This window comes from Pseudoalteromonas sp. P1-7a, assembly GCF_001401855.1.
In the GTDB taxonomy this organism is placed as follows: domain Bacteria; phylum Pseudomonadota; class Gammaproteobacteria; order Enterobacterales; family Alteromonadaceae; genus Pseudoalteromonas.
This window is the reverse complement of the sequence record NZ_LKDU01000007.1, coordinates 22061-43760: the sequence shown is the minus strand read 5'-3', so window position 1 is coordinate 43760 and position 21700 is coordinate 22061. Positions and strand designations below refer to the sequence as shown.

The following is a 21700-nucleotide window of genomic DNA, read 5'->3' as shown; positions in this document are numbered from 1 at the left end:
TAATCTCTTATTAACAATAGTAGCTGTATGAAAAAAAAGCTGTTTTCGTTGTTATCTTGGTTAAATCGCAGTTTAGACTCTAGCACATCAATTGGTATTGCTACTTATGCAGATACTGTAAAAGCAGTGTGTTTAAAAAAAAATCAAGGGCAGTGGTACGTTCATAACTCATATAGCGTGAATGTTGAAGACCTCACAGATTATACAGCTGCTATTGCAACTTGCACAAATGAAGTTTGTGCAGAGGTGTGCCCAGTAAATTTAGTGGTGCCTCACTATTTTTATCAAATAGTGCAAATGGATAAACCCATGTTGAGTGACGAAGAAATCATTCAATCCTTACCTTGGACAACAAAAGATTTAGTTGATATTCCGCCAGAGAACATTGTTGCCGATTTTATCGATTACCCAATCGTTCAGCCTATGCAAAGCAGTAAAATGAATGTGTTTATTACCAATAAACTTCAGTTACTGCCTTTTATCGATAGCTTTTCAAAAATAAAGCCTGTCCTCAGGGCAATGACCTCGGAAGAGATGATTTTAGTAACCTTGTTTGGTGAAGATAAAAGTGCACACATGCTTATAGTGCAACACGCAGGGCACGAGCCACGTATTTTAATTATTCGCGATGGTCAGCTTTTATTAGCTAGACGATTGAACGGGTTTTTAGGTATTTCGGATAAAGAGCGTACACACGGGCTAGTAGAAGCCCTTGGTCTTGAGATTCAAAGATCAATGGACTTTTTTGAAAGCCAATTAAAGCAGCCTCCTATTAGAAGTATTCAGCTGCACTGTGATGACCTGTCGTCTTTGACTTTAAGGGCTGGCCTTGCAGAATTTTTACAAGTAAAAGTTGTTGATTTCAAACCTAATATCGATCTAGCCCAAGATCTTGAGCCAAGCTTCTATTACGCATTGGGGGCCGCGTATCAATTAACCAGTCCGGATTCAGTGCTATGAAAACACGGATTAACTTTTACCAAAAAGCGATTAGGGTTAGGCGCGACCCCGTTCCTTTTAAAGGCATGCTAGTACTTTGGCTAGCTACCTTATGTGTAGTTGCATTAACTTGGCTTTTTTATTTATACGAAGAGCATAAAAGTCTGCAATTAGTAACACAAAGCGAGGCCTATTTAACACACACACAACAGCAATTAAGTGTGGTAAAGCAGCGCTTAGCTGATAAACAAAATAAATCGCATTTGATTGATGAACTAAAAGTACTGCAACAAGAGATATTGCATAAACAACAGGTGTTTGATTATTTAGAAAACACATCTATGCATACCAAAACAGATTACGCAGATGTGATGCATGATTTGGCCGCGTACCACGAGCCGCAAATTTGGCTCGATCAGATAAAGTTTGAAGGTCAAAAAGTAATGCTCAAAGGGCGTACTCAGCAAGCCAAATTTTTACCTATTTGGCTTGCTAATCTCAAGCATTCGAGCTTTTTCAAAGGGAAGGAGTTTTCAGTGCTGGAACTGTCGAGCAGAGATGGCGTGAGCGAGTTTAATGTGGCTACAGAACTTAGTTCAAGTGAGGTAACGCAATGAGTGAGCAAAGTGAAAAAAAAGGCTGGCCATTATTTGTTAAATACCAAACAAGATTCGCAACGTTGCAGCAGCGCGAAAAGTATTCAGTGCTATTTGTTGGCTTATTTCTGATTGTTTACTTGGGATTATGGTTTGTAGTGTTCCCACAGCAAGATGCAGTAAACAATTTACGCATTAAGCAAAATGAATTATGGCAAAAAATAAACCAAAATGAAGCACAGCTTTCTATGCTTACACAGGCATTAGAGCATGACTACACAAAAGTACTAAGAAATCAGGTTGGGCAAACACAGCGCGAGTTAGAAGAGATAAATAATAAGCTAAGTATGTTTAGCCAAGGTTTTATTTCGGCTAACAAAGTACCCGCTGTATTAAGGGATCTATTCGTAAACACACCGGATGTGCGTGTTGTTAGCTTTAGGGTAAACCCAGCAAAAGCAATTGATGTAGAAAAACTGGGTGAACACGATACGCAAACGCTGTTTTTTGAGCACCAAATGGTGGTTACATTGCAGGGACGTTATTTTAGTTTACAAGGATACTTAGAAGGCCTTAAAGCAAGCCAACAAAAGCTGCTTATACAGCAATTTAATTATCAAGTGAAAACATACCCTAATGCAGAGTTAACATTACAAATAGCCACGGTGAGCGCCAATGAAAAATTTATTGCTTTATAGTTTGTGTGTGATTTGCATATGTTTTTTCCCTGTTATTAGTTCAGCTGAAATACTGCGCGACCCTACACAACCTAGCAAAACACCAATAATAAATGGCGCAGCAGTAAGTAATACAGCGCTGTTGTTACAGTCAATTATTAAAACCGAAAAGCAATACAAAGCGATTATTTCTAAGCAGGTATATAAGCCAGGAGATGTAGTAGGTGAGTTTCGGGTGCTAACAATAAACGCTAATTCAGTGCTGTTAGCAAATGATGATAAGCAAATAAAATTAGAATTATACGACTATGAAATTAAAAAATAATACAACAAAGCCATGGCTTGCGCTTATTTTAATACCGCCTTTTTTAACGGCGTGCCATAGTTTTAAGCCCGGAAAAGAGATTCAGCCACATATTGCTCAAGAGCTTGCGCCTGTCAGTAACAAAGCAAAAAGTGTGGCACCGGTAGAGGTAAGTAGTGCGCTAACACAAAGCCTACTTTCATCACTTAATAGTGAGCAAAGCCTAACCAATGAGTTAGCTGTAAAACGTTTTGATGTAGCCGCAAAAGAGGTAGAAATAAGCTCATTTTTTAATGGCTTAACGGCTGATACGCCATACAGCGTTGCAGTACACCCACAGGTAAGCGGTGTTATTTCTTTAAATTTAAAAAACGTAACCTTTGAAGAAGTGATAGCGGTTATTAAACGCATGTACCCATTAGATATTGTTCAAGAAGGGCGTATTGTACAGGTGCTACCTGCAATTATGCGCACAGAAACTATACCGGTTAATTATTTAATGATGCAGCGCCATGGGCAATCAACGGTAAGTGTTGTTGCAGGTGGGGTAAGCCAGTTCTCACAAAACAACTCAAGTTCAAACTCAAACTCATACAGCAGCAATAATTCGAGCCAAAATAATCAGTTTGGCAGCGATAATCAGAATACTGAGTTAAATGGCTCTCGCATCCAAACAATTAATCAAAACGACTTTTGGAAGGAGCTTGAACTTGCTCTTAAATCGCTTATTGGCTCAAACGATGGACGTTATGTAGTTGCCAGCCCGCAGGCAAGCTTAGTTACGGTTAATGCCTTGCCAAGTGAAATAAACCAATTAAAAGATTTTTTACGCCAAAGCCAAGAAAACCTTCAGCGACAAGTTATTCTTGAAGCTAAAATTGTCGAAATAACTCTAAAAGATGAGTACCAACAAGGAGTTAACTGGGAGCGAATTTCTAGAGGGTTAGAAGGTGGGGTGTCGTTTGCAACAACAGCAGGCAGCATAGGTAATTCTATTTCAGCTACTTTAGGAGGGGTCTCCTCGTTAACGATTGAAAAAGGCGACTTTAGCGGCGTAATTAGCTTGCTTGAAACCCAGGGTGACCTACAAATGCTTTCTAACCCCCGTGTAACGGCTACAAACAATCAAAAAGCCGTGATTAAAGTAGGACAAGATGAGTACTTTGTTACTAATGTTTCGAGCACAACGGTAACGGGTACCTCAACGACTACGTCACCAGAAATAGACCTAACGCCGTTTTTTTCGGGCATTGCGCTCGATGTCACACCGCAAATTGATAAATATGGCTCAGTTATTTTACATGTTCATCCTTCGGTAACCGAAACAGAAGAGCAGCTAAAGGTGATTACATTAGATGATCAGCGTTTTGAGTTGCCGCTTGCACAAAGCAATATTCGTGAATCTGATACGGTGATCCGCGCTCAAAGTGGTGAAATAGTCGTAATAGGTGGGCTAATGCAAACCACGACGGAAGATGAAGAGTCGAAAACACCGATTTTAGGCGATGTGCCAATATTAGGTAACTTGTTTAAAAGTATTAGTAAGCGCCAAGAGAAAAAAGAGCTCGTTATTTTAATCAAGCCAACGGTGGTGATGCCCGACACATGGAAAAAGCAACAGGCTCATAGTCGCGCGCTATTAAATACATGGTATGAGAACTAACTATGTATTTAAGCTTTTTTAATTTAAGTGAAATGCCTTTCACCTTAACCCCAAACACTGAGTTTTTTTGTGCGCTTGAACCACACCACGAAGCCATGCAAGTGCTGACCACTGCGCTAGAAATGGGTGAAGGGTTTATAAAAGTAACAGGGGAAGTAGGGACAGGCAAAACCTTACTATGCAGAAAACTTTTAAATCAAATTGAAGAAGACTATTTCGTGGCTTATTTACCTAATTCTTATTTAAGCCCTGAAGAGTTACGCTGGGCTATTGCTGTAGAGCTTGGTATGGAGGTAGATAAAACGCTAGATCAGCAATCGTTAAGTCAGCAAATAAATCATTACTTACTTGAGCTACAAGAAGATAACGAACGGGTTGTGTTATTAATAGATGAAGCACAGTGCCTGAGTTGGGATACACTTGAAGCACTTCGATTATTTACAAACCTAGAAACCGAAACCGAAAAGCTTATTCAGGTGGTGCTATTTGGCCAGCCAGAATTAGATGAAAAGCTAGCTAATAGTAAGGTGAGGCAGTTACGCCAGCGTATTAGTTTTTCATACTCATTGCGTGCAATGACCGCCAGTGAGGTTATTTATTATATTAATCACCGTTTACAGGTGGCGGGTTTTAATCAGCCACTACTATTTACTAATCGATTAGGATTAAAAATAGCGCGTGCAAGTCGAGGCATTCCACGGTTGGTCAATATTTTATGCCACAAAGCTTTACTGCAAGCATACGGCGAAGGGCTTAATAAAGTAACACCGCGCCATGTACATCTTGCCATTGCAGACACCGAAGATTGCAAAAAGCACCATGCTAACCATTACTTGGCTTACAGCTTATTAGCTATTAGTGTGTTTGCTATTGCAGTTATGTGGTTATGGAGGCAATGGCTATGAGTGTGATTAATAACATGCTCAAAAACATCGACCAGCGCCAAAATGCTCAGCGTAAGCAGCAAATTGCTGGGGTCGCTATTCCCCCCGTACGCGACTACCATGATGTATTATTTAAAGTATTGAGTGTGTTACTCGCGATTGTAATTATTTTTACAGCCTACCTTTATTTGCCTTTTGCACAAGCCCCTCAAACGAGTAGCGACACAGCTGAAAAAGCCCATGCTGTTAATAATAGCAGCCAGCCGGTTGAAATTGCTCAAGCTAAAATTACCCCAGTAATTAAGCCTTTAAAACCATTAAGCGAAGAGAGAACAGCTGCTGAAGCGGCTTACACTCCTGCAGTTGCGCAAAAAAAACTGGCGCAGGAGCAAAGCAATAACGCGTTGCTTAAGCAGGCAAAAGACGAAGTAATACAGCAACACGCTGTAGAGAAAGACACGCTACTAAGCAAAAAAACCAGCCCCACAGAGACAAGCGTAAAAGTAGCCGCTAGTACAGAGATAAATGCCCCACTTGAAGCAAAAAGCAGTGCACCAGTAAAAAGTATTACACAGGCTGAGCAGCCACCCGTTGAAAATAAATTAGTAAAAACTGCCAGTGTTAAGCAAAGCAAAGCCCAGCGCATAGCACAGCAATTAAAGCGTGCTAAACAAGCGTTGGAATTTGCTTTATATGATGATGCGATTAACGATTTAACCGCTATTTTACAAACACAACCTGAGCATGTAGAAGCGCGAAACTTACTCGCGGCAACCTACTTTCAGCAACAAGATGTACTTATGGCTCAGCAGTTATTAGTTGCTGGCATAAAAATAAACCCTGAGGTTGTGCAGTGGCGCGTAATGCTCAGTAAAATTTTAATTATGCAACAAGAGTACGAAGGCGTGCTTAAACTGCTTATAACCGAACTTGAGCCGCAAGCAAACTTGGAGTTTTGGGTATTAAAAGGCACTGCAGCACAAAATACGCAGCAACATCAAATAGCGCTTGCGAGTTTTACACAACTTACACAGCTTCAGCCTCAGCAGGCTAAATGGTGGCTGGCGTTAGCAACTTCAAAAGATGCGTTGGGAGAGTTTGCTGATGCAAAGCACCTTTATAAAGTTGCACTCGATTTAGGCGGTTTAAATGCCGCAATGACGCAACATGCACTACAGCGTTTAGTTGCATTGAAGGAGGCGTTATGAGACCCAGTTTAAAAATGCGTTTAGGGGATTTACTCGTTCATGAGCAAATGATCACCGAAGCGCAGCTAAGTGAAGCACTTAATGTGCAAGCCGCGTCAGGGCGTAAGTTAGGGGCTACATTAATTGCGCTTGAATTTATAAGTGAGCCGCAATTATTACGCTTTTTAGCTCAACAATTACAAATACCATTTTTAGATATTTCGCAGCGGAAAATATCTTCAGATGTATCTAAGCTACTTTCTGAGGTTTATGCTAGGCGTTACCGAGCATTAGTCATAGAGGACAATGGTGACTCAGTTTTAGTCGGGATGAGTGACCCCGCAGATTTGAGAGCGTTGGATCAGCTAGCGCCAATGCTAGCCCCTAAGCGAGTTGAGTTGGCTGTAGTGCAAGAAAGCCAACTTATGGCTGCGTTTGATAATGTGTACCGCCGAACAGAAGATATTACTAACTTTGCTGAAAAGCTACACGAAGAATACGAAGACGTAGAAGAGTTTGATCTTAATTCCTTAGCAGATGAAACCTCTGATGCCACCGTGGTAAAACTACTGCAATCTATATTTGAAGATGCAGTGCAAGTACGCGCTTCAGATATCCACATAGAGCCCGATGAAAGGCTATTACGCATTCGCCAACGCGTTGATGGTGTATTACAAGAGCACATACTAAATCAAGTAAAAATAGCCTCAGCCTTAGTGCTTAGGCTCAAGCTTATGTCGGGGTTAGATATATCGGAAAAGCGTTTACCGCAAGATGGCCGTTTTAATATAAAAGTACACGCGCACAGCATTGATGTGCGTTTATCGACAATGCCTGTGCAATATGGTGAGTCAGTTGTGATGCGGTTGCTCGACCAATCTGCAGGGCTTTTATCGTTAGATGAAACAGGCATGCCGGTGCATATTTTAAAACGCTTGCGCAGCATTATAAAACGCCCGCATGGCATGGTGTTAGTCACTGGGCCTACAGGCTCAGGTAAAACCACCACTTTGTACGGCGCTTTAAGTGAACTTAACCAACAAGAAAGTAAAATTATTACCGTAGAAGATCCGGTTGAATACCGCATTGGGCGGGTAAATCAGGTGCAAATAAACAACAAAATTGGTTTAAGTTTTGCCAGTGTACTAAGAACCACGCTACGCCAAGACCCCGATATTATTATGGTTGGCGAAATGCGTGACCAAGAAACCGTAGATATAGGGCTAAGAGCTGCATTAACGGGTCACTTAGTGCTTTCTACACTTCATACCAACGATGCCATATCAAGTGCAATGCGCTTAATTGATATGGGGGCGCCAGCTTATTTAGTCGCCAGTTCACTACGGGCTATTATTGCTCAGCGCTTAGTTAGGCGCATCTGCAATGAGTGTAAAACACCATACCATCCAGATAAACAAGAACAAAGTTGGCTTACCTACTTAGGTGAAGATGCTAACAGCACACAGTTTTGGCGAGGTGAAGGCTGCACTGCCTGTAGCCATAGTGGCTATAAAGGCCGGGTGGGGATTTTTGAACTGCTAGAAATGAACGACGCTATGATGGATGCTCTGCGTATTAACGACACGCAACGTTTTGCCGAAGCGGCTAAATGTAGCGCTAATTTTGCACCGCTATCTTATATGGCTTTAACGTATGCAAAGCAAGGAATTACCTCGTTAGATGAGGTGTTTAAAGTGGCTGAATATGTGCCTGAAGTAGTAGGTGGTGACGATGCAGCTATATAGTTACAAAGCCAAAGACACCAAAGGCGCGCTGGTTAAGGGGCGTGTTGAGGCAAATAACGAGGCTGGTGTAGCCGATAGCTTACTAAAGCGTCAATACATACCCATATCAATTTCATTGGTTGAAACAAAAAACAATATTAAGTTATTCGATAATTTGTTTAGTGAAAAAATAACCCTTGATGACATGATCATGTTTTCACGGCAAATGTATTCATTACTTAAAGCGGGTATTCCTATCATTAGAGCAATGATAGGCTTGGCTGATACCACGCAAAATAAAGAGTTTAAAAGTGTATTACTTGAAGTCACCCGGCAACTTGAGCAAGGCCGCGAATTATCGAGTGCTTTGGCCATACACAATAAGGTGTTTAGCCGCTTAACTATTTCTATGGTTAAGGTTGGTGAAGGGTCAGGGCGATTAGAAGATGCGTTTTATCAACTGGCTATTTACTTTGAAAAAGAACAAGAGACGCGTAAACGAATAAAAGCCGCTATGCGTTACCCCACGTTTGTTATTTTGGCGCTTTTAGTCGCGATGATCATTTTAAATATTTTTGTGATCCCAACCTTTGCCAGCATGTTCGAAAAATTTGATGCAGAGCTGCCTTTAATGACCCAAGTTCTCATCGGTACCAGTAACTTTTTTGTCAATTATTGGTGGCTGCTGGCGCTGATGTTAATTGGTGGAGTCTTTGCTTGGCGTCGCTATATAAATACCTCGGCTGGACGTTTTAAGTGGGATCACCACAAACTAAAAATTCCTTTTGTCGGCGATATTTTAAAGCGCACCTTGCTTGGACGTTATAGCCAAAGTTTAGCTATGGTGCTTCGCTCCGGCGTCCCTATGACGACAGGGCTGTCGTTAACGGCCCATGCAGTTGATAACAGCTACATGGAGAAAGCCATTATCACTATGCGCCAAGATATCGAAAAAGGCGACAGTTTGCTGCGTGCTTCGCGAAGTAGTGAGCTATTTTCACAACTGGTACTGCAAATGGTGGCTGTGGGTGAAGAAACGGGCCGAGTAGATGAATTACTGCAAGAGGCGGCCGACTTTTATGAGCGAGAAGTTGATTACGATTTACGCAGTTTAACCGCGAAAATAGAACCTATTTTGACCGTGTTTGTTGCCATTATGGTGCTTATTTTAGCGCTGGGCATATTTATGCCGATGTGGAACATGATGTCGGCTATTAAAGGGTAGCCATTGTGAATAACTGGCGCGCTCATGAAACAGGTTTCTCATTGTTTGAGTTGATTTTAGTAGTTGTTTTACTGGCAGTTATTATGGCTTTTGCTATACCTCAATACATAGGGGTTAAAAATCAGGCTCATAACGCGAGTGTCGATGTAGTCGCTGGTGGGTTTGCTTCAGCGGTAACGATGATAAGAAGTCACTGGGAATTATCGGGGCGCCCGAAAGGCGTTAATAATACAACACATATTAACTACGGAGGTGTCATTGTTGGTGTCGATGGAAATAGGGGCACACCAACGGGTGATAAAACGACTAATACTGATACGCGGGCCAGCGCAATGACTGCACTGAAATGCCAAAAAGTATTAAAGGTAATTTTACAAGATGCGCCTACAAGCACATTAAGTACCGAGGTTTCTGCAATAACCGAGGTGAGTTATTTAGTGCGTTATAACGCTAAAAACAACCAGTGTATTTATTATTTAACACATAATTTAAACACTAACAACTTACCTACCGATGGCGCTGTGATAGCAAAAAACGTAGGGTTTTCGTACTTTCCAACTACAGGCAAAGTGCAAATTTTTAAAAACTAAGTAATAAAGAGGCTTACTTATGAAAATGCAGTCATTAAAACAACCAATGAATAAGCAAGCAGGTTTCACGCTTGTTGAACTAATAATTGTAATCGTGATTTTAGGTATTTTAGCGGTGACCGCTGCCCCTCGTTTTTTAAACCTGCAAGGTGATGCTAATGCTTCTACACTCGAAGGTTTACAAGGCTCAATTCGAAGCGGCATGAACATCGTTAATGGTAAATCCATTATCGCAAGCGATCATAAAAAAGCGACAGCCACGGTGACCGTTGATACTGGTGATGCAGTAGCGACTGTTTATGGCTACCCTGCGGCAACAGAAGCAGCCTTTGAGGCTTTTTTAGATGTTACATTTGCATCTGACGACTCAGCTGATTTTAACCTTGTAGAGGTTGCCGCTGATGAAAAAGCAATTATTTTCCCTAATAGCTACGTGCAAACTGATGATTGCCGTATTGAATATACACAAGCTGCAGATGCAAACAGCGGCACGCCGCCAGTATCTGTAACGCCTCCTACTGTTACGCTTATCACGAGTGGGTGTTAATTTATATAAATGAATAGCAGTAGTAATCAACGATTGCGTGGCTTCACCCTTGTTGAACTAATTATTACCTTAGTTATTTTGGGCATACTGTCGGTAACGGCAGTGCCCAAGTTTCTGGGCAGTTCAACAGAGCAAGCATACTCATACAGAGATAGGGTATTAAATGCCCTGCGCACCGTACAATTACGTGCAATGCAAAATACTGCAACAAGCAGCTGCCACAAACTGTATATTTCACCTACCTTGGTTGCGGGGCCAGAGCCAGAAACCTGTGCGGGCGGCCCAAGTACCAAAAATAGCGAGCATTTAGTTGTCGAAATAAACACTGGGCGTAGTGACGTACGTTTTAATGCTTTAGATAGCAATGGCAATACGTTTTCGCAAATAAACTTTGATCCACTTGGAAGGGCTGATCAAAATTGCGCAGTGTTTTGTAAAATTGATCTCGGCCTTGCAGCTGTATGCATTAGCGGTGAAGGGCTTATTTATGCCTGCCCCTAAAAAGCAAATAGGCTTTACCTTAATAGAACTGATTATAGCCATTGTCATGTTTGCTATTGCGCTAAGCATTATTACAGCGCTTATAGCACCGCAAGCAAAGCAAAGCGCTGAGCCTATTGTCGCGCTGAGAGCGTCAGAGCTTGGGCAAGCATTAATGAACGAAATATTAGCTAAATCATTTGATGAACATAGCGAACGTTCGCCACCATTTAGGCGCTGCTCTGAGACCAGCTTAGGTGCACAGCCTTGTAGTACTAGCTCTGAACTGGGTGCAGACAGTGGAGAAACACGGACAAATTTTAACGATGTTGATGATTATATTGCGCTCACCGGGCAGCCTATTAGTGATAGTTTAGGGAATACATTAGCGCAATACAGCGATTTTTCACTGGCTGTGAAGGTGCAATACGACAGCGACCTAAACGAGGCAACCAATAACGATGGCGTTGCCTTTAAACGAATTACCATTGAAGTAACCTCACCCTTGGGGCAAGTGTACGGCTTTAGTGCATACAAAGGTAATTATTAATGAATAGAGCAGAGCAAAAACAGGGTTTTACCTTAGTTGAGCTATTACTTGTCATAGTAATTATTGGCATTTTAGCCGTGGCGTCATTTTCGTTTATCAGCGCTGGATTTAATATTTATAGCCAAGGTGTAAAGCGCCAAGAAGCGGTGGCGCAAAGTCGCTTTATTTTAACCCGATTAAGTAAAGAGCTTCGCCACGCAACCCCTAATTCGTTGCGCTTAAATTGCGACAACGCCAGCAATGGAGCGTGTAGCACGCAGCAATGTTTAGAATTTACACCATTTTTATCTGCCACTCACTATACCGGTTATTTACCCACTAGCGCTCCTTTTGAGATTACCGCCGTGAATTTTGCACTTAATAATTTAACTGAGCCACAAATAAACGATTGGGCAAGTGTCTACCCATTAAATAGCAGCGATATATACGATGAAAGTCAAAACAAGCGTTTAAAAGTCATCGGCTATAGCGCTGTTACAGGTGAGCTCGATACATGGCAATTTAGCAAAGCATTTGCTCAAGAGTCACCGAGTAAGCGCCTTTATTTATTAGATCAGCCCGTTAGCTTTTGTGTAGAGGGCAATTCACTGTATCGCTATAGCAATTACGGCTTTACTACAAGCCAATTAAACGCTGCCAGCTTACAGGTTAGCTCCGGCGTTAAACGCGATTTAATGAGTAATTATATTTCAAATGACTTAACGAGCAGCGCCTTTTTTATATTGAGTGAGGTTACACTGCAGCGCAGCGCGGTTGTTAATGTGTTTGCGCAAATGGGGTTTAACGACACCGAACAAATAAGTATTAGCCATGAGGTGCATGTGCCTAATGTTCCCTAAGATAAAAAACATCACTTTAGCTAAAAAACAGCAAGGCAATTTGCTCATAATTACATTGGTGATCATCGTCACTATGCTGGCACTGGGGCTGGCACTTTCAAAAGTGTTATCGGGGGCGTCGCAACAAAATACCATTGAGTATTACGGCGCGCGTGCTTATATGGCAGCGCAAAGCGGGTTAGAAACTGGTTTAAGTGAAATTTTTGCACTAAATAGCACAGCACAAACATGCAGTGCTGTAACCACTAATAGGAATTTTAGCACCCTCTATTTAGCCAACTGTGAGGTTGAATTGAGTTGTAGTGAATATATCGACTTGCCCGATAGTAGCACCCGCTCTGGCACGGTTAATATTTACTATTTACAAAGCTCAGCAACGTGCGCCGCCAATGACTGTGCTGCCGGTGCAGCGTGTCAAAAAGAATATTGGCAAACCCAACGTACTCTAAGTGTGGAGGCTAAAACATTACCATGAGCAAATATACCCTCTGTATTTTATGTTTAATAAGTTTGCTACTAAGCCGATACGCTATGGCTGTACCGCCAAAAATTGAAGGGCGATTTATAGAGTTACAAGACACTTACACTTCACCCATTTGGACAAAAATAAACTTTCAGCAGCAATATATAACACCGCCTGCGGTATTTATGTTGTCAACTAATCAAGGCGGTAACCCCGCTATAGTGAGAATACGCAATGTAACAACCACAGGGTTTGAGGCACTTCCCCTCGAGCCATCAGGAGAAGATGGCGAGCATATAACCATGGGCGCGCATTATTTAGCGGTAGAATACGGAGTGCATGAATTTCCTGATGGTACCATTATGGAAGTAGGGAGCACCGACCTACGCCTTGAGCTGCAATATGGTGCTAAGTCGGGATTTGCCCCCATCACACCGAAAGGTTATAAAGCCCTGACTTTTGATAAACCATTTACTGTTAGACCCAACTTTTTTCACTCGTTACAAACACTTAATAGTTTAGATAGTAACCCGCCATCTCAAGCGCTTGTGCCCTTTTTAACGGTTGCCGTACAAAGCGGTTCTTTATCTACAGGTGGAGTAAATATAGCGTTAGAGGCCTCCGAAACCGCATTAGGTGTTATTCAAAGTGAAACTGTGGCCTACATGGCCGTAGAGCCTGGCAGCAATCGCACCTTTACTGATGACAACGGGGTCGAAGTGTTGTGGGAAACTTTCTTTACAGGGTTCGAAGTTGATGGCTGGAGTGATGGATGTAATTACTTTAATTTTAACAATAACTTTAGCGAAGCGCCGCTGGTAGTGGCAAGTAAGAACTCCCGGCTTGAGGACGATGGTGGATGGTTGCGTAGCTGTAATTTAAGAGCGGATAGGTTAGGGTTGGTTGTCGATGAGGACCGTGATGGCGATAGAGAGCGTAACCACGTAAAGGAAGAAGCCTCTATATTGGCCATGACCAGTACGTTTGTATTTAATGGTGACATTTTAGATTGCGATACTTTATTTCCTGGCGCTATTTCTACCTACAATGATGGACAAGTGCAGCTTGTTCAAGGCGTGGAAATAACCGATAGCAATGCCCAATTTATTACTACCACTAATTTAATATCAACGGCGCTAACTAACCCACCTCTATGTAATGGCCAAGGCTGTGTGGCAACTGGGTATAACTCCCTAGAGCCAAATCAAGCTGCGCAAGTCCCCACGGTCACAAACGATGGAAGCTCTACCGGTGATGTGCCTATAATGCTAGCTGGCGATTATTTTTATGACGAACTAACACTTAACTTATTAGAAGATGATTACAAGGTAACAGCGCCCACCCGTATCTTTTTAAAAGATACGACATCGCTAATTTCTAGCGCATTTTTAAACATAGGTAAAACAAATATAGCGGTTGAAGAAGGGGCGTATTTAGCCATATACGTAGATGGTGATGTTGCCATTGCCGCCGATGCAAATATTGCTGCATATATCGTCGCAACGGGGGAGGTAAGAATTGCCCAAAATGTTACTTACCAAGGCTCAATAACTGCTGCAACACAAGTAATAACCGAGGGCAGCTCTACGTTTGATGCGCTAGAGGTCCCTGAGAGTATTCCTGGATTTTGCGGTATTTTTACGCCGGTTTTGCTTGATCACTACCGCATATCAATGAGTGATAACCAAGGTTTAACCTGCCAAGCAAAAGAAATGACGTTAACCGCCTGTGCAAACGATGCATGTGATTTACTCTATGATGAACCTTCTGCCCTTGACCTTTCTCCCGATAACAATGGTCAACAAAGCTGGGTAAGCGGTGAAAATATTACCTTTACAGGCTCTGCCACAGTGGCCCTCGCAAAGCGCACCACCGGTACCGTAACGCTTGGTTATAATACCGCCGACCCATCAGCACCGCTGCGTTGTTATATTAATGGCAATAACGTAGGACTGGGCGGGTGCAAAGTGGTTTTTTCTGATGCGGGGTTTATTTTTAATAACGACACAGCCAATACAGCGAGTATCCCCACTCAATTATCTGGTAAACCCTCTAGCCAAGGTTTTAATGCCGCCGAGTTATCTATTCAAGCGGTTAAAACAAATACTACCACAGGCGTATGCGAAGCCGCGTTCCCTGCAGGTGGTCAAGTTGATTTAGATTTAGCGTATACCTGCAGCGCCGGCGCTATATGTTCAGGCCCAGTACAACTGAGTAATAATGCCAATACGTATAGTGTGCAGCAAGCATATCAAACCTTTTCGCTCACCTTCGATCAAGACTCAAAAGCGCCTATTGCTATTAACTACCCTGATGCCGCTAAATTAAGTTTAAATGCACGGGCAACAATTGTATTAGACCCAATAACTAATCTATCAAAAAGATTAACCGGTAGTTCTAACGAATATGTAGTTAAGCCCTTTGGATTAGCAATGCAAGTTGCAAGTGACGGCTATGCTCAAACAGCAAGCGATAGTTTATTTAGATTAACAGGTGAGTCATTTGATTTAAAAATGAATGCAGTACAGTGGCGAGCAGGGCAAGACAATAACAACGATGGCATACCAGATAACTACAGCGCTATTCATAGCAACCCCATTGCCAAACACTTCATTAGTGAGTCCCCTACAGTAACACATAGCTTAGTATTACCGAGCTCTGGTAATGAGGGGCAAATTGAAGCGCTAAATACTAATGCGTTTGCTGATACGGGAAGCTTGAGTGAATCCATATCGCAGTACGCTTATGACCAAGTAGGTATTATAAACGTGTTTGCGGGTTTACAAGATGGCGATTATTTTGGGGTGGGCGATGTAAAAGGGCAGTTAAACAACGTAGGCCGGTTTGCGCCGTCACACTATCAGGTATTAGGTGCTCAAGCTGCTGCGCAGTGTACACAACTAGGTAGTAATCTAACGTATTTAGATCAGCCATTTGAACTTGGCTTTACTCTGCAAGCACTTAATCATAACAACCAGCTAATGGCGAATTACAAGCAAGGTTTTGAAAAAGCTCAAGTACAAATAAATGCCGAAAACAATCAGACCGGAAATTATGTACCCGCATCAACGTTAACCAGCAGGTTAGCCAATATAACGAGTAATAGTTGGAACACCTTAACTGATGGACAGTGGCAAATGAGTGACAGCACAGCCATGTTAACGCGATTAGGCATAAATAACCCCGACGGTCCATTTACTATGGTTAATTTAATGGCCACTGTCACTAATACAGAAGGCGCAACATTAATCGATGCAAATGATGAACCGAACACGCAAACCAGCTGCAGTGGTAACGAGTGCAATAGTGTACGTTTAAATGATGTACCAATAGATTTTAGATTTGGACGTTTAGTGTTAGGAAACAATGTTGGTTCAGATTTAGATCCCTTACGCGTACCTATGCAGGCTCAGTATTTTAATGGAACCGAGTTTGTATTAAATACCGAAGATAACTGCAGCGTATTTGAGCACCCGCAGTTATCGCAAATATCGCCATCAACGCCAATATTAAGCTATGAATATAGCGCAGGAGGAGCAGGTGCATTAGAGGCTGGCAGCTACCCTACAAACAATGCAATTTATGCTACACCAAATGGTAGTGGTACATTTACATTAGAATACGAAACCGAAAACTGGTTAAAGTGGGATTGGCTTGGCGATAACTCACAGCAAAATCCCCATGCTATTTTGCAATTTGGCCGCTTTAGAGGAAATGATCGGGTTATTTACTGGCGTGAAACAAGAGAATAGTTGTAAACTAAGATAATAATTGAACAAAGCTTGTGTTTTGTGCTTCAAGTACATAGCATAAGGCATTGGGTGTATTGATTTTTGATGGTTGAAAATTGCTCAGCTTTCAAAAGTGAGTACACTCTAATAAACAATAATAACGACCAAATAATTGCCGCTTTTTGGGACTGGAATATATGCGAATTGCTCCTTTATCTCTGTTAATTTCCGCTAGTTTGTTAGCTAGTAGTGCATTTGCACAAGACACAGCAACAGTAACCGGAATTGAATCAGAGATTAGTATTAAACAAACAGAATACGATAACTCGACACAAATACTCGAAAAACACTTAAAAGAAGAAAGTCAGTTACAAAACCAACTTGAACTACTTCGCTCTCGCTCTACAGAGCTAGACAAAGAGAAAAACCAAGCACTTGATGCGATGAACGAAATGTATCGCCGCATGATTGATGACCCTACGCTTGATATTAGCGCCGCCCAATCGCGCTATCAAAAAGCCGTGGTTGATCATAAGCAAAACAAAGACGACATCTCAATGCAGTTGGCGGCAATTGCATCTCACCGTAAAGATATCGAGCAAATTCGTGTTGCAAAACATACACTTTTAAATACGCTAGAGAGCTTAAAAGAGCAATTAACCACAGCCCGAGTTGAACGTTTACGTAATGAGTTTACCCGTGAAGGGACACTTGAAGTAAACCACACAATTAACTGTAAGCGTACCGAAACGCTCGCAGCCTGTGAGCAACGCGGCCAGCAAATGGGCTTACAAAAAGCGACTAAGCGTTTTGTTGATCAAATATTTGCTAATTTAACAGAAGAGCGCATTGTTGAACCAAAACGCAACATGGCAGGCGCGCAAGTACAAATTTTAAGTAGCCATGTGGTTAATAGTGCATTTAGCGGACAAGGTAATTATAACGTTAACTTAAGCGTAACAATGCGTGGCGAAGTAAACAGCAGCCGCTTATGTAACTTACTAAGTGTAGATAATCGTTATTGTTCTGAATATGGCTCACCACTGGCAACAACGTATCAACCAGGTTATGGCGCAACTTACTCTGATAGTCAGTTAACATTCAGCAACACCGCGGATAATACCGACACTGTGTCTGTATCGCGATTGAATAAACAGCCTGTGCGCGATTATTCAGTTAACGCTGCACCTACAAAAAAAAACTATCCATCAATTTTAAATAAAGAACAAAATCAGCAAGTTGAGCTGACTTTACGTTCAAATGTTTACGATGATGAAGTGTTTATTGACGGGGTGAGTTTTGGTTCTACGCGTTTAGTTACACGTTTGCCGCGTGGTGTGCACAACATAGAAATACGTAAACTAGGTTATAAGCCTTACAAAGTAAGAGTTGATCTAACTAAAGCACAGACTATTCATGCTAACTTAGTAAAAAAGTCTGAGTCGATTGCTGCACCGGCTTACACTCGCGAGCAACCAAAGCCTGTAACACGTACAGCAAGCACTAACCGTGCTACGAATGTACAAAACGATGTTGTAGTTGTGCCCGCGGGTAAATTTAAAATGGGCGATATTAACGGCAATGGTTTAGCAAATGAGCGCCCTGTTATTGAAAAAGTAATAGCCAGTTCATTTGCTATGCAAACCAAAGAGGTAACCGTAGGTGCCTATGAAGCGTTTGTTGCCAGCACCGGTTATAAAACACAAGCAGAGCAAAGCAAAGGCTGTGCGTATTATTTAAATGGCGAACCCGTATGGGAAGCTAATTTAAACTGGCGTAACCCAGGTTTTGAGCAAAGTAGTGATTTTCCTGCTGTGTGTTTAACATTTAATGACGCGAAAGCGTATGCAGAATGGCTTTCTGGTGAAACCGGACAGCAATACCGTTTACCTAATGAGGTTGAATGGGAATACGCTGCTCGCGCAGGGACAGAAACAGAATACCCTTGGGGTAACGAAATAGGTAAAAACTTAGCTAACTGTGGTTGGTGTGGTAGCGAATGGTCAAACAAACGTGCAGCACCGGTAGGTTCTTTTTCTCCTAACGCATTTGGATTATACGACACCGTAGGCAATGTGTGGGAATGGACTGCTAAAGAGTCAGGTGAATCTGATGTGGCAGTAAGAGGCGGTGCGTGGAACTTTGCGCCTAGCCTTGCACGTGCTTCAACACGATTAATTTTAGCGCCAGATTTTAGATCTAACTACATTGGCTTTCGCTTAGTCCGCGAACGATAGCATTTAACCAAGGAAGCCTAGCTTCCTTTTTTCACAAATTAACAAAGGTAGTTGCGCTTTATATTGCTCATCTAATTAGGCATGTTAAAGTGAGTGCAGCTAACATAAGAACGTATTTCAAAGGTCATCCAGCCTCATGTTTAAAAAACTCCGTGGTATTTTTTCAAACGATCTATCGATCGACTTGGGTACAGCCAATACCCTTATTTATGTAAAAGAAGAAGGGATCGTACTTAACGAACCTTCAGTAGTCGCTATTCGTCAAGAACGCGCTGGTGGACCTAAAAGTGTCGCTTCTGTGGGTACAGAAGCCAAACAAATGCTAGGGCGTACACCGGGTAATATTAAAGCGATTCGCCCAATGAAAGATGGCGTAATAGCCGACTTTTATGTAACCGAAAAAATGTTACAGCATTTTATAAAACAAGTGCACAACAATAACTTTATGCGCCCAAGCCCGCGTGTACTTATTTGTGTACCGTGCGGTGCTACCCAAGTAGAAAAGCGCGCAATCCGCGAATCAGCAATGGGTGCTGGCGCGCGTGAAGTGTACCTAATTGAAGAGCCAATGGCCGCAGCAATCGGTGCAGGACTACCCGTATCAGAAGCAACCGGCTCTATGGTTGTTGATATTGGTGGTGGTACTACCGAAGTGGCTATTATTTCATTAAATGGGGTTGTTTACTCATCGTCTGTGCGTATTGGTGGCGATAAGTTTGATGAAGCCATTATTAATTATGTGCGCCGTAACTTTGGCAGCCTAATAGGTGAAGCAACGGCTGAAAATATCAAGCATCAAATTGGTTCTGCGTTTAAAACAGACGAGCCAATTGAAATTGAAGTACGCGGTCGTAACTTAGCCGAAGGTGTACCTCGCTCGTTTACGCTTAACTCGCACGAAATTTTAGAAGCGCTCCAAGAGCCACTAATGGGCATTGTAAGTGCCGTAATGGTTGCACTGGAGCAGTCTCCACCTGAACTTGCATCAGATATTTCAGCTCACGGTATGGTTTTGACGGGCGGTGGTGCGCTATTAAAAGATTTAGATCGTTTATTAATGGAAGAAACAGGCATTCCTGTGGTTGTTGCCGACGACCCACTTACGTGTGTAGCACGTGGCGGCGGTAAAGCACTTGAAATGATTGATGTTCATGGTGGTGACGTTTTTAGTTACGATTAATGAAATTACTGTTTGGACAAACCATCTCTTTGCAACTGCGACTTTTTGTCGCAGTGCTTTTGAGCATAGTGCTCATTGCGGGCGATAAGTTTACACAAGGCGGCACGGTTGTGCGTACAAGCCTTAATACACTTGTCAGCCCATTAATTTACGTTGCCAACCTACCTTACGAAATATTTAGCTTAGGCGCTAAAAGCCTACACACTCGCGACCAGCTACTGAGCGAAAACGAAGCACTGAAAAAAAAGCAAATGCTACAAAGCGAGCAATTGCAGCAATACCAATTTTTAGCTCGCGAAAACCAAAAGCTACGCGCGTTACTTGGCTCATCGGCTAAGCAATCTAATCGTAAAAAAATAGCCCAGGTGCTTTCTGTACATTCAAACCCTTATAGTCATCAAGTAGTTATTAACCGCGGTACCACCGACGGCCTAAGCGAAGGCCAAGCGGTAATTGATGAAATGGGGGTTGTTGGCCAGTTAACAAAAGTAGGCTCTACCACATCACGCGTATTACTCATGACCGACACAACCCATGCCACGCCGGTACGTATATTACGAAACGACGTACGCACTGTAGTTGAAGGCATAGGTAAAATTAACGTTGTAAAGCTTTCGCATGTACCTCATAGCCTTGATGTTCGCATTGGCGATGTACTTGTGACCTCAGGACTTGGCGGTACGTTTCCAGAAGGGTATCCGGTGGCGGTTGTCACCGAGATAAACCGTGATGAAGGACGCCCATTTGCCCAAGTGTTTGCCGAGCCAATTGCACAGCTAGACCGCATTCGATTGTTGGTTATTTTATGGCGCAATCAACAGGAGCAAATCAGCGATGATTAATCGTTATTCATTGTTAATTGCCCTAAGCATCTTTTTTGCTTTAATTATGGCATTAATGCCATTGCCTTTTTCGTTTGAACCCTTCAGACCCGACTGGGTGTTACTGGTATTAATGTACTGGTCGCTGGCAGTGCCACATAGATTAAATATTGGTACCGCGTGGGTTGTTGGCTTATTAATGGACTTAGCCTTAGGCTCGCCATTAGGAGTAAACTCACTCACGTATTCTATTTGCATATTCGTGACTGCAAGTAACTTTCAAAAAATACGTAACTTCTCGCTTTGGCAACAAAGCTTATTAGTGGGTTTATTTTTAACCTTGTATCACTTAATGCAATTTTGGCTAAACCACTTTTTATTAGGTGTTTACTTTAATCCACAATACCTGTGGCCAGTGGCAACCGGTATGGTTAGTTGGTTTTGGGTCTTTTTACTTCTTCGAAAATACCGTAGACATTTTAGGATCAGGTAATGACAACCGCAGTATATTTGGCATCGGCTTCCCCTCGACGTAAAGAGTTATTGAGTCAGTTAGGCATTGAGTTTGAACAATTTAGTGTAGATGCAGACGAAACCCCACTTGCAAATGAGCAGCCTCATGCATTGGTTGAGCGCTTAGCCCGCTTAAAAGCGCAAACAGGCGTAGCGCTTGGTTACACAGACCGCCCAGTGCTGGGTAGTGATACTGTAGTTGTTATTGATAACGAATCGCTGGGTAAACCACGCGACAAAAACGATTTTATTACAACGCTTAAACGTTTATCTGGTAATACACATCAAGTGCTAACGGCGGTTGCTTTTGCTACACAAACAGATGTACTGAGTTGTGTAGTAAGTACCGATGTAACGTTTAAAACCCTCAGCGATGAAGAAATAAATGCCTATTGGGAATCTGGTGAGCCACAAGATAAAGCCGGCGGTTATGGCATTCAAGGCTTAGGTGGTCGCTTTGTTACACACATTGCGGGTAGCTATTTTGCTGTTGTAGGCTTACCTTTATACGAGACCGAACAATTATTACAAGCATTCTTAAGAAGGTAAC

General features: G+C 42.2%; 21 protein-coding genes. All 21 read left to right on the top strand.

What is annotated here, in order from left to right; genetic code table 11:
• Positions 1 to 27: 27 nt before the first annotated feature.
• Complete coding sequence (locus AN389_RS06895; RefSeq protein ID WP_055014609.1) at positions 28 to 960, top strand: hypothetical protein; 933 nt, start codon at positions 28 to 30, stop codon at positions 958 to 960.
• Complete coding sequence (locus AN389_RS06890; RefSeq protein WP_055014610.1) at positions 957 to 1556, top strand: PilN domain-containing protein; 600 nt, start codon at positions 957 to 959, stop codon at positions 1554 to 1556. Before AN389_RS06895 ends, AN389_RS06890 begins: the two co-directional genes overlap by 4 nt.
• Positions 1553 to 2233 (top strand): hypothetical protein, encoded by a 681-nt coding sequence (locus AN389_RS06885; RefSeq protein WP_055014611.1) that lies wholly within the window; start codon positions 1553 to 1555, stop codon positions 2231 to 2233. Before AN389_RS06890 ends, AN389_RS06885 begins: the two co-directional genes overlap by 4 nt.
• Positions 2211 to 2537 (top strand): hypothetical protein, encoded by a 327-nt coding sequence (locus AN389_RS06880; RefSeq protein ID WP_055014612.1) that lies wholly within the window; start codon positions 2211 to 2213, stop codon positions 2535 to 2537. Before AN389_RS06885 ends, AN389_RS06880 begins: the two co-directional genes overlap by 23 nt.
• Positions 2521 to 4179, top strand: a complete 1659-nt coding sequence (mshL, locus tag AN389_RS06875) for a pilus (MSHA type) biogenesis protein MshL (RefSeq protein WP_055014613.1) — start codon at positions 2521 to 2523, stop codon at positions 4177 to 4179. Before AN389_RS06880 ends, mshL begins: the two co-directional genes overlap by 17 nt.
• Before the next feature lie 2 nt (positions 4180 to 4181).
• Positions 4182 to 5084 (top strand): ExeA family protein, encoded by a 903-nt coding sequence (locus AN389_RS06870; protein WP_055017769.1) that lies wholly within the window; start codon positions 4182 to 4184, stop codon positions 5082 to 5084.
• Positions 5081 to 6271 carry a M48 family metallopeptidase gene (locus AN389_RS06865; RefSeq protein WP_082430542.1) on the top strand — a complete coding sequence of 397 codons (1191 nt, stop codon included), beginning with the start codon at positions 5081 to 5083 and terminating at the stop codon, positions 6269 to 6271. The genes AN389_RS06870 and AN389_RS06865 overlap by 4 nt, the downstream gene beginning before the upstream one ends.
• Positions 6268 to 7995, top strand: coding sequence for a GspE/PulE family protein (locus AN389_RS06860; RefSeq protein WP_055014616.1), 1728 nt, complete (start codon positions 6268 to 6270; stop codon positions 7993 to 7995). The genes AN389_RS06865 and AN389_RS06860 overlap by 4 nt, the downstream gene beginning before the upstream one ends.
• Positions 7982 to 9199 (top strand): type II secretion system F family protein, encoded by a 1218-nt coding sequence (locus tag AN389_RS06855; RefSeq protein WP_055019497.1) that lies wholly within the window; start codon positions 7982 to 7984, stop codon positions 9197 to 9199. The genes AN389_RS06860 and AN389_RS06855 overlap by 14 nt, the downstream gene beginning before the upstream one ends.
• A 5-nt stretch (positions 9200 to 9204) precedes the next feature.
• Entirely contained in the window at positions 9205 to 9789 is a 585-nt protein-coding gene (locus AN389_RS06850; RefSeq protein WP_055014618.1) for a prepilin-type N-terminal cleavage/methylation domain-containing protein, read from the top strand.
• 19 nt (positions 9790 to 9808) lie between these two features.
• Positions 9809 to 10336: a prepilin-type N-terminal cleavage/methylation domain-containing protein gene (locus AN389_RS06845; RefSeq protein WP_055014619.1), complete on the top strand. Its 528-nt coding sequence runs from the start codon at positions 9809 to 9811 to the stop codon at positions 10334 to 10336.
• 9 nt (positions 10337 to 10345) lie between these two features.
• A complete protein-coding gene (locus AN389_RS06840) occupies positions 10346 to 10837 on the top strand; it encodes a Tfp pilus assembly protein FimT/FimU (protein WP_055017765.1) in 492 nt (163 codons plus the stop codon).
• On the top strand, positions 10824 to 11366 hold the full coding sequence (locus AN389_RS06835; protein WP_055014621.1) for a type II secretion system protein: 543 nt from the start codon (positions 10824 to 10826) through the stop codon (positions 11364 to 11366). The genes AN389_RS06840 and AN389_RS06835 overlap by 14 nt, the downstream gene beginning before the upstream one ends.
• Positions 11366 to 12205 (top strand): type II secretion system protein, encoded by an 840-nt coding sequence (locus AN389_RS06830; protein ID WP_055014622.1) that lies wholly within the window; start codon positions 11366 to 11368, stop codon positions 12203 to 12205. Before AN389_RS06835 ends, AN389_RS06830 begins: the two co-directional genes overlap by 1 nt.
• Positions 12195 to 12680: a hypothetical protein gene (locus AN389_RS06825; protein ID WP_055014623.1), complete on the top strand. Its 486-nt coding sequence runs from the start codon at positions 12195 to 12197 to the stop codon at positions 12678 to 12680. Before AN389_RS06830 ends, AN389_RS06825 begins: the two co-directional genes overlap by 11 nt.
• Positions 12681 to 12736: 56 nt before the next feature.
• Positions 12737 to 16420, top strand: a complete 3684-nt coding sequence (locus AN389_RS06820) for an H-type lectin domain-containing protein (protein WP_235575957.1) — start codon at positions 12737 to 12739, stop codon at positions 16418 to 16420.
• A gap of 176 nt (positions 16421 to 16596) precedes the next feature.
• On the top strand, positions 16597 to 18636 hold the full coding sequence (locus AN389_RS06815) for a formylglycine-generating enzyme family protein (RefSeq protein ID WP_055017762.1): 2040 nt from the start codon (positions 16597 to 16599) through the stop codon (positions 18634 to 18636).
• Positions 18637 to 18772: 136 nt separating this feature from the next.
• Positions 18773 to 19816 carry a rod shape-determining protein gene (locus AN389_RS06810; protein WP_002958401.1) on the top strand — a complete coding sequence of 348 codons (1044 nt, stop codon included), beginning with the start codon at positions 18773 to 18775 and terminating at the stop codon, positions 19814 to 19816.
• Positions 19816 to 20658: a rod shape-determining protein MreC gene (mreC, locus tag AN389_RS06805; RefSeq protein ID WP_024032490.1), complete on the top strand. Its 843-nt coding sequence runs from the start codon at positions 19816 to 19818 to the stop codon at positions 20656 to 20658. Before AN389_RS06810 ends, mreC begins: the two co-directional genes overlap by 1 nt.
• On the top strand, positions 20651 to 21130 hold the full coding sequence (gene mreD, locus AN389_RS06800) for a rod shape-determining protein MreD (protein ID WP_004585757.1): 480 nt from the start codon (positions 20651 to 20653) through the stop codon (positions 21128 to 21130). The genes mreC and mreD overlap by 8 nt, the downstream gene beginning before the upstream one ends.
• Positions 21130 to 21699, top strand: a complete 570-nt coding sequence (locus tag AN389_RS06795) for a nucleoside triphosphate pyrophosphatase (protein ID WP_055014626.1) — start codon at positions 21130 to 21132, stop codon at positions 21697 to 21699. Before mreD ends, AN389_RS06795 begins: the two co-directional genes overlap by 1 nt.
• Position 21700 lies beyond the last annotated feature (1 nt).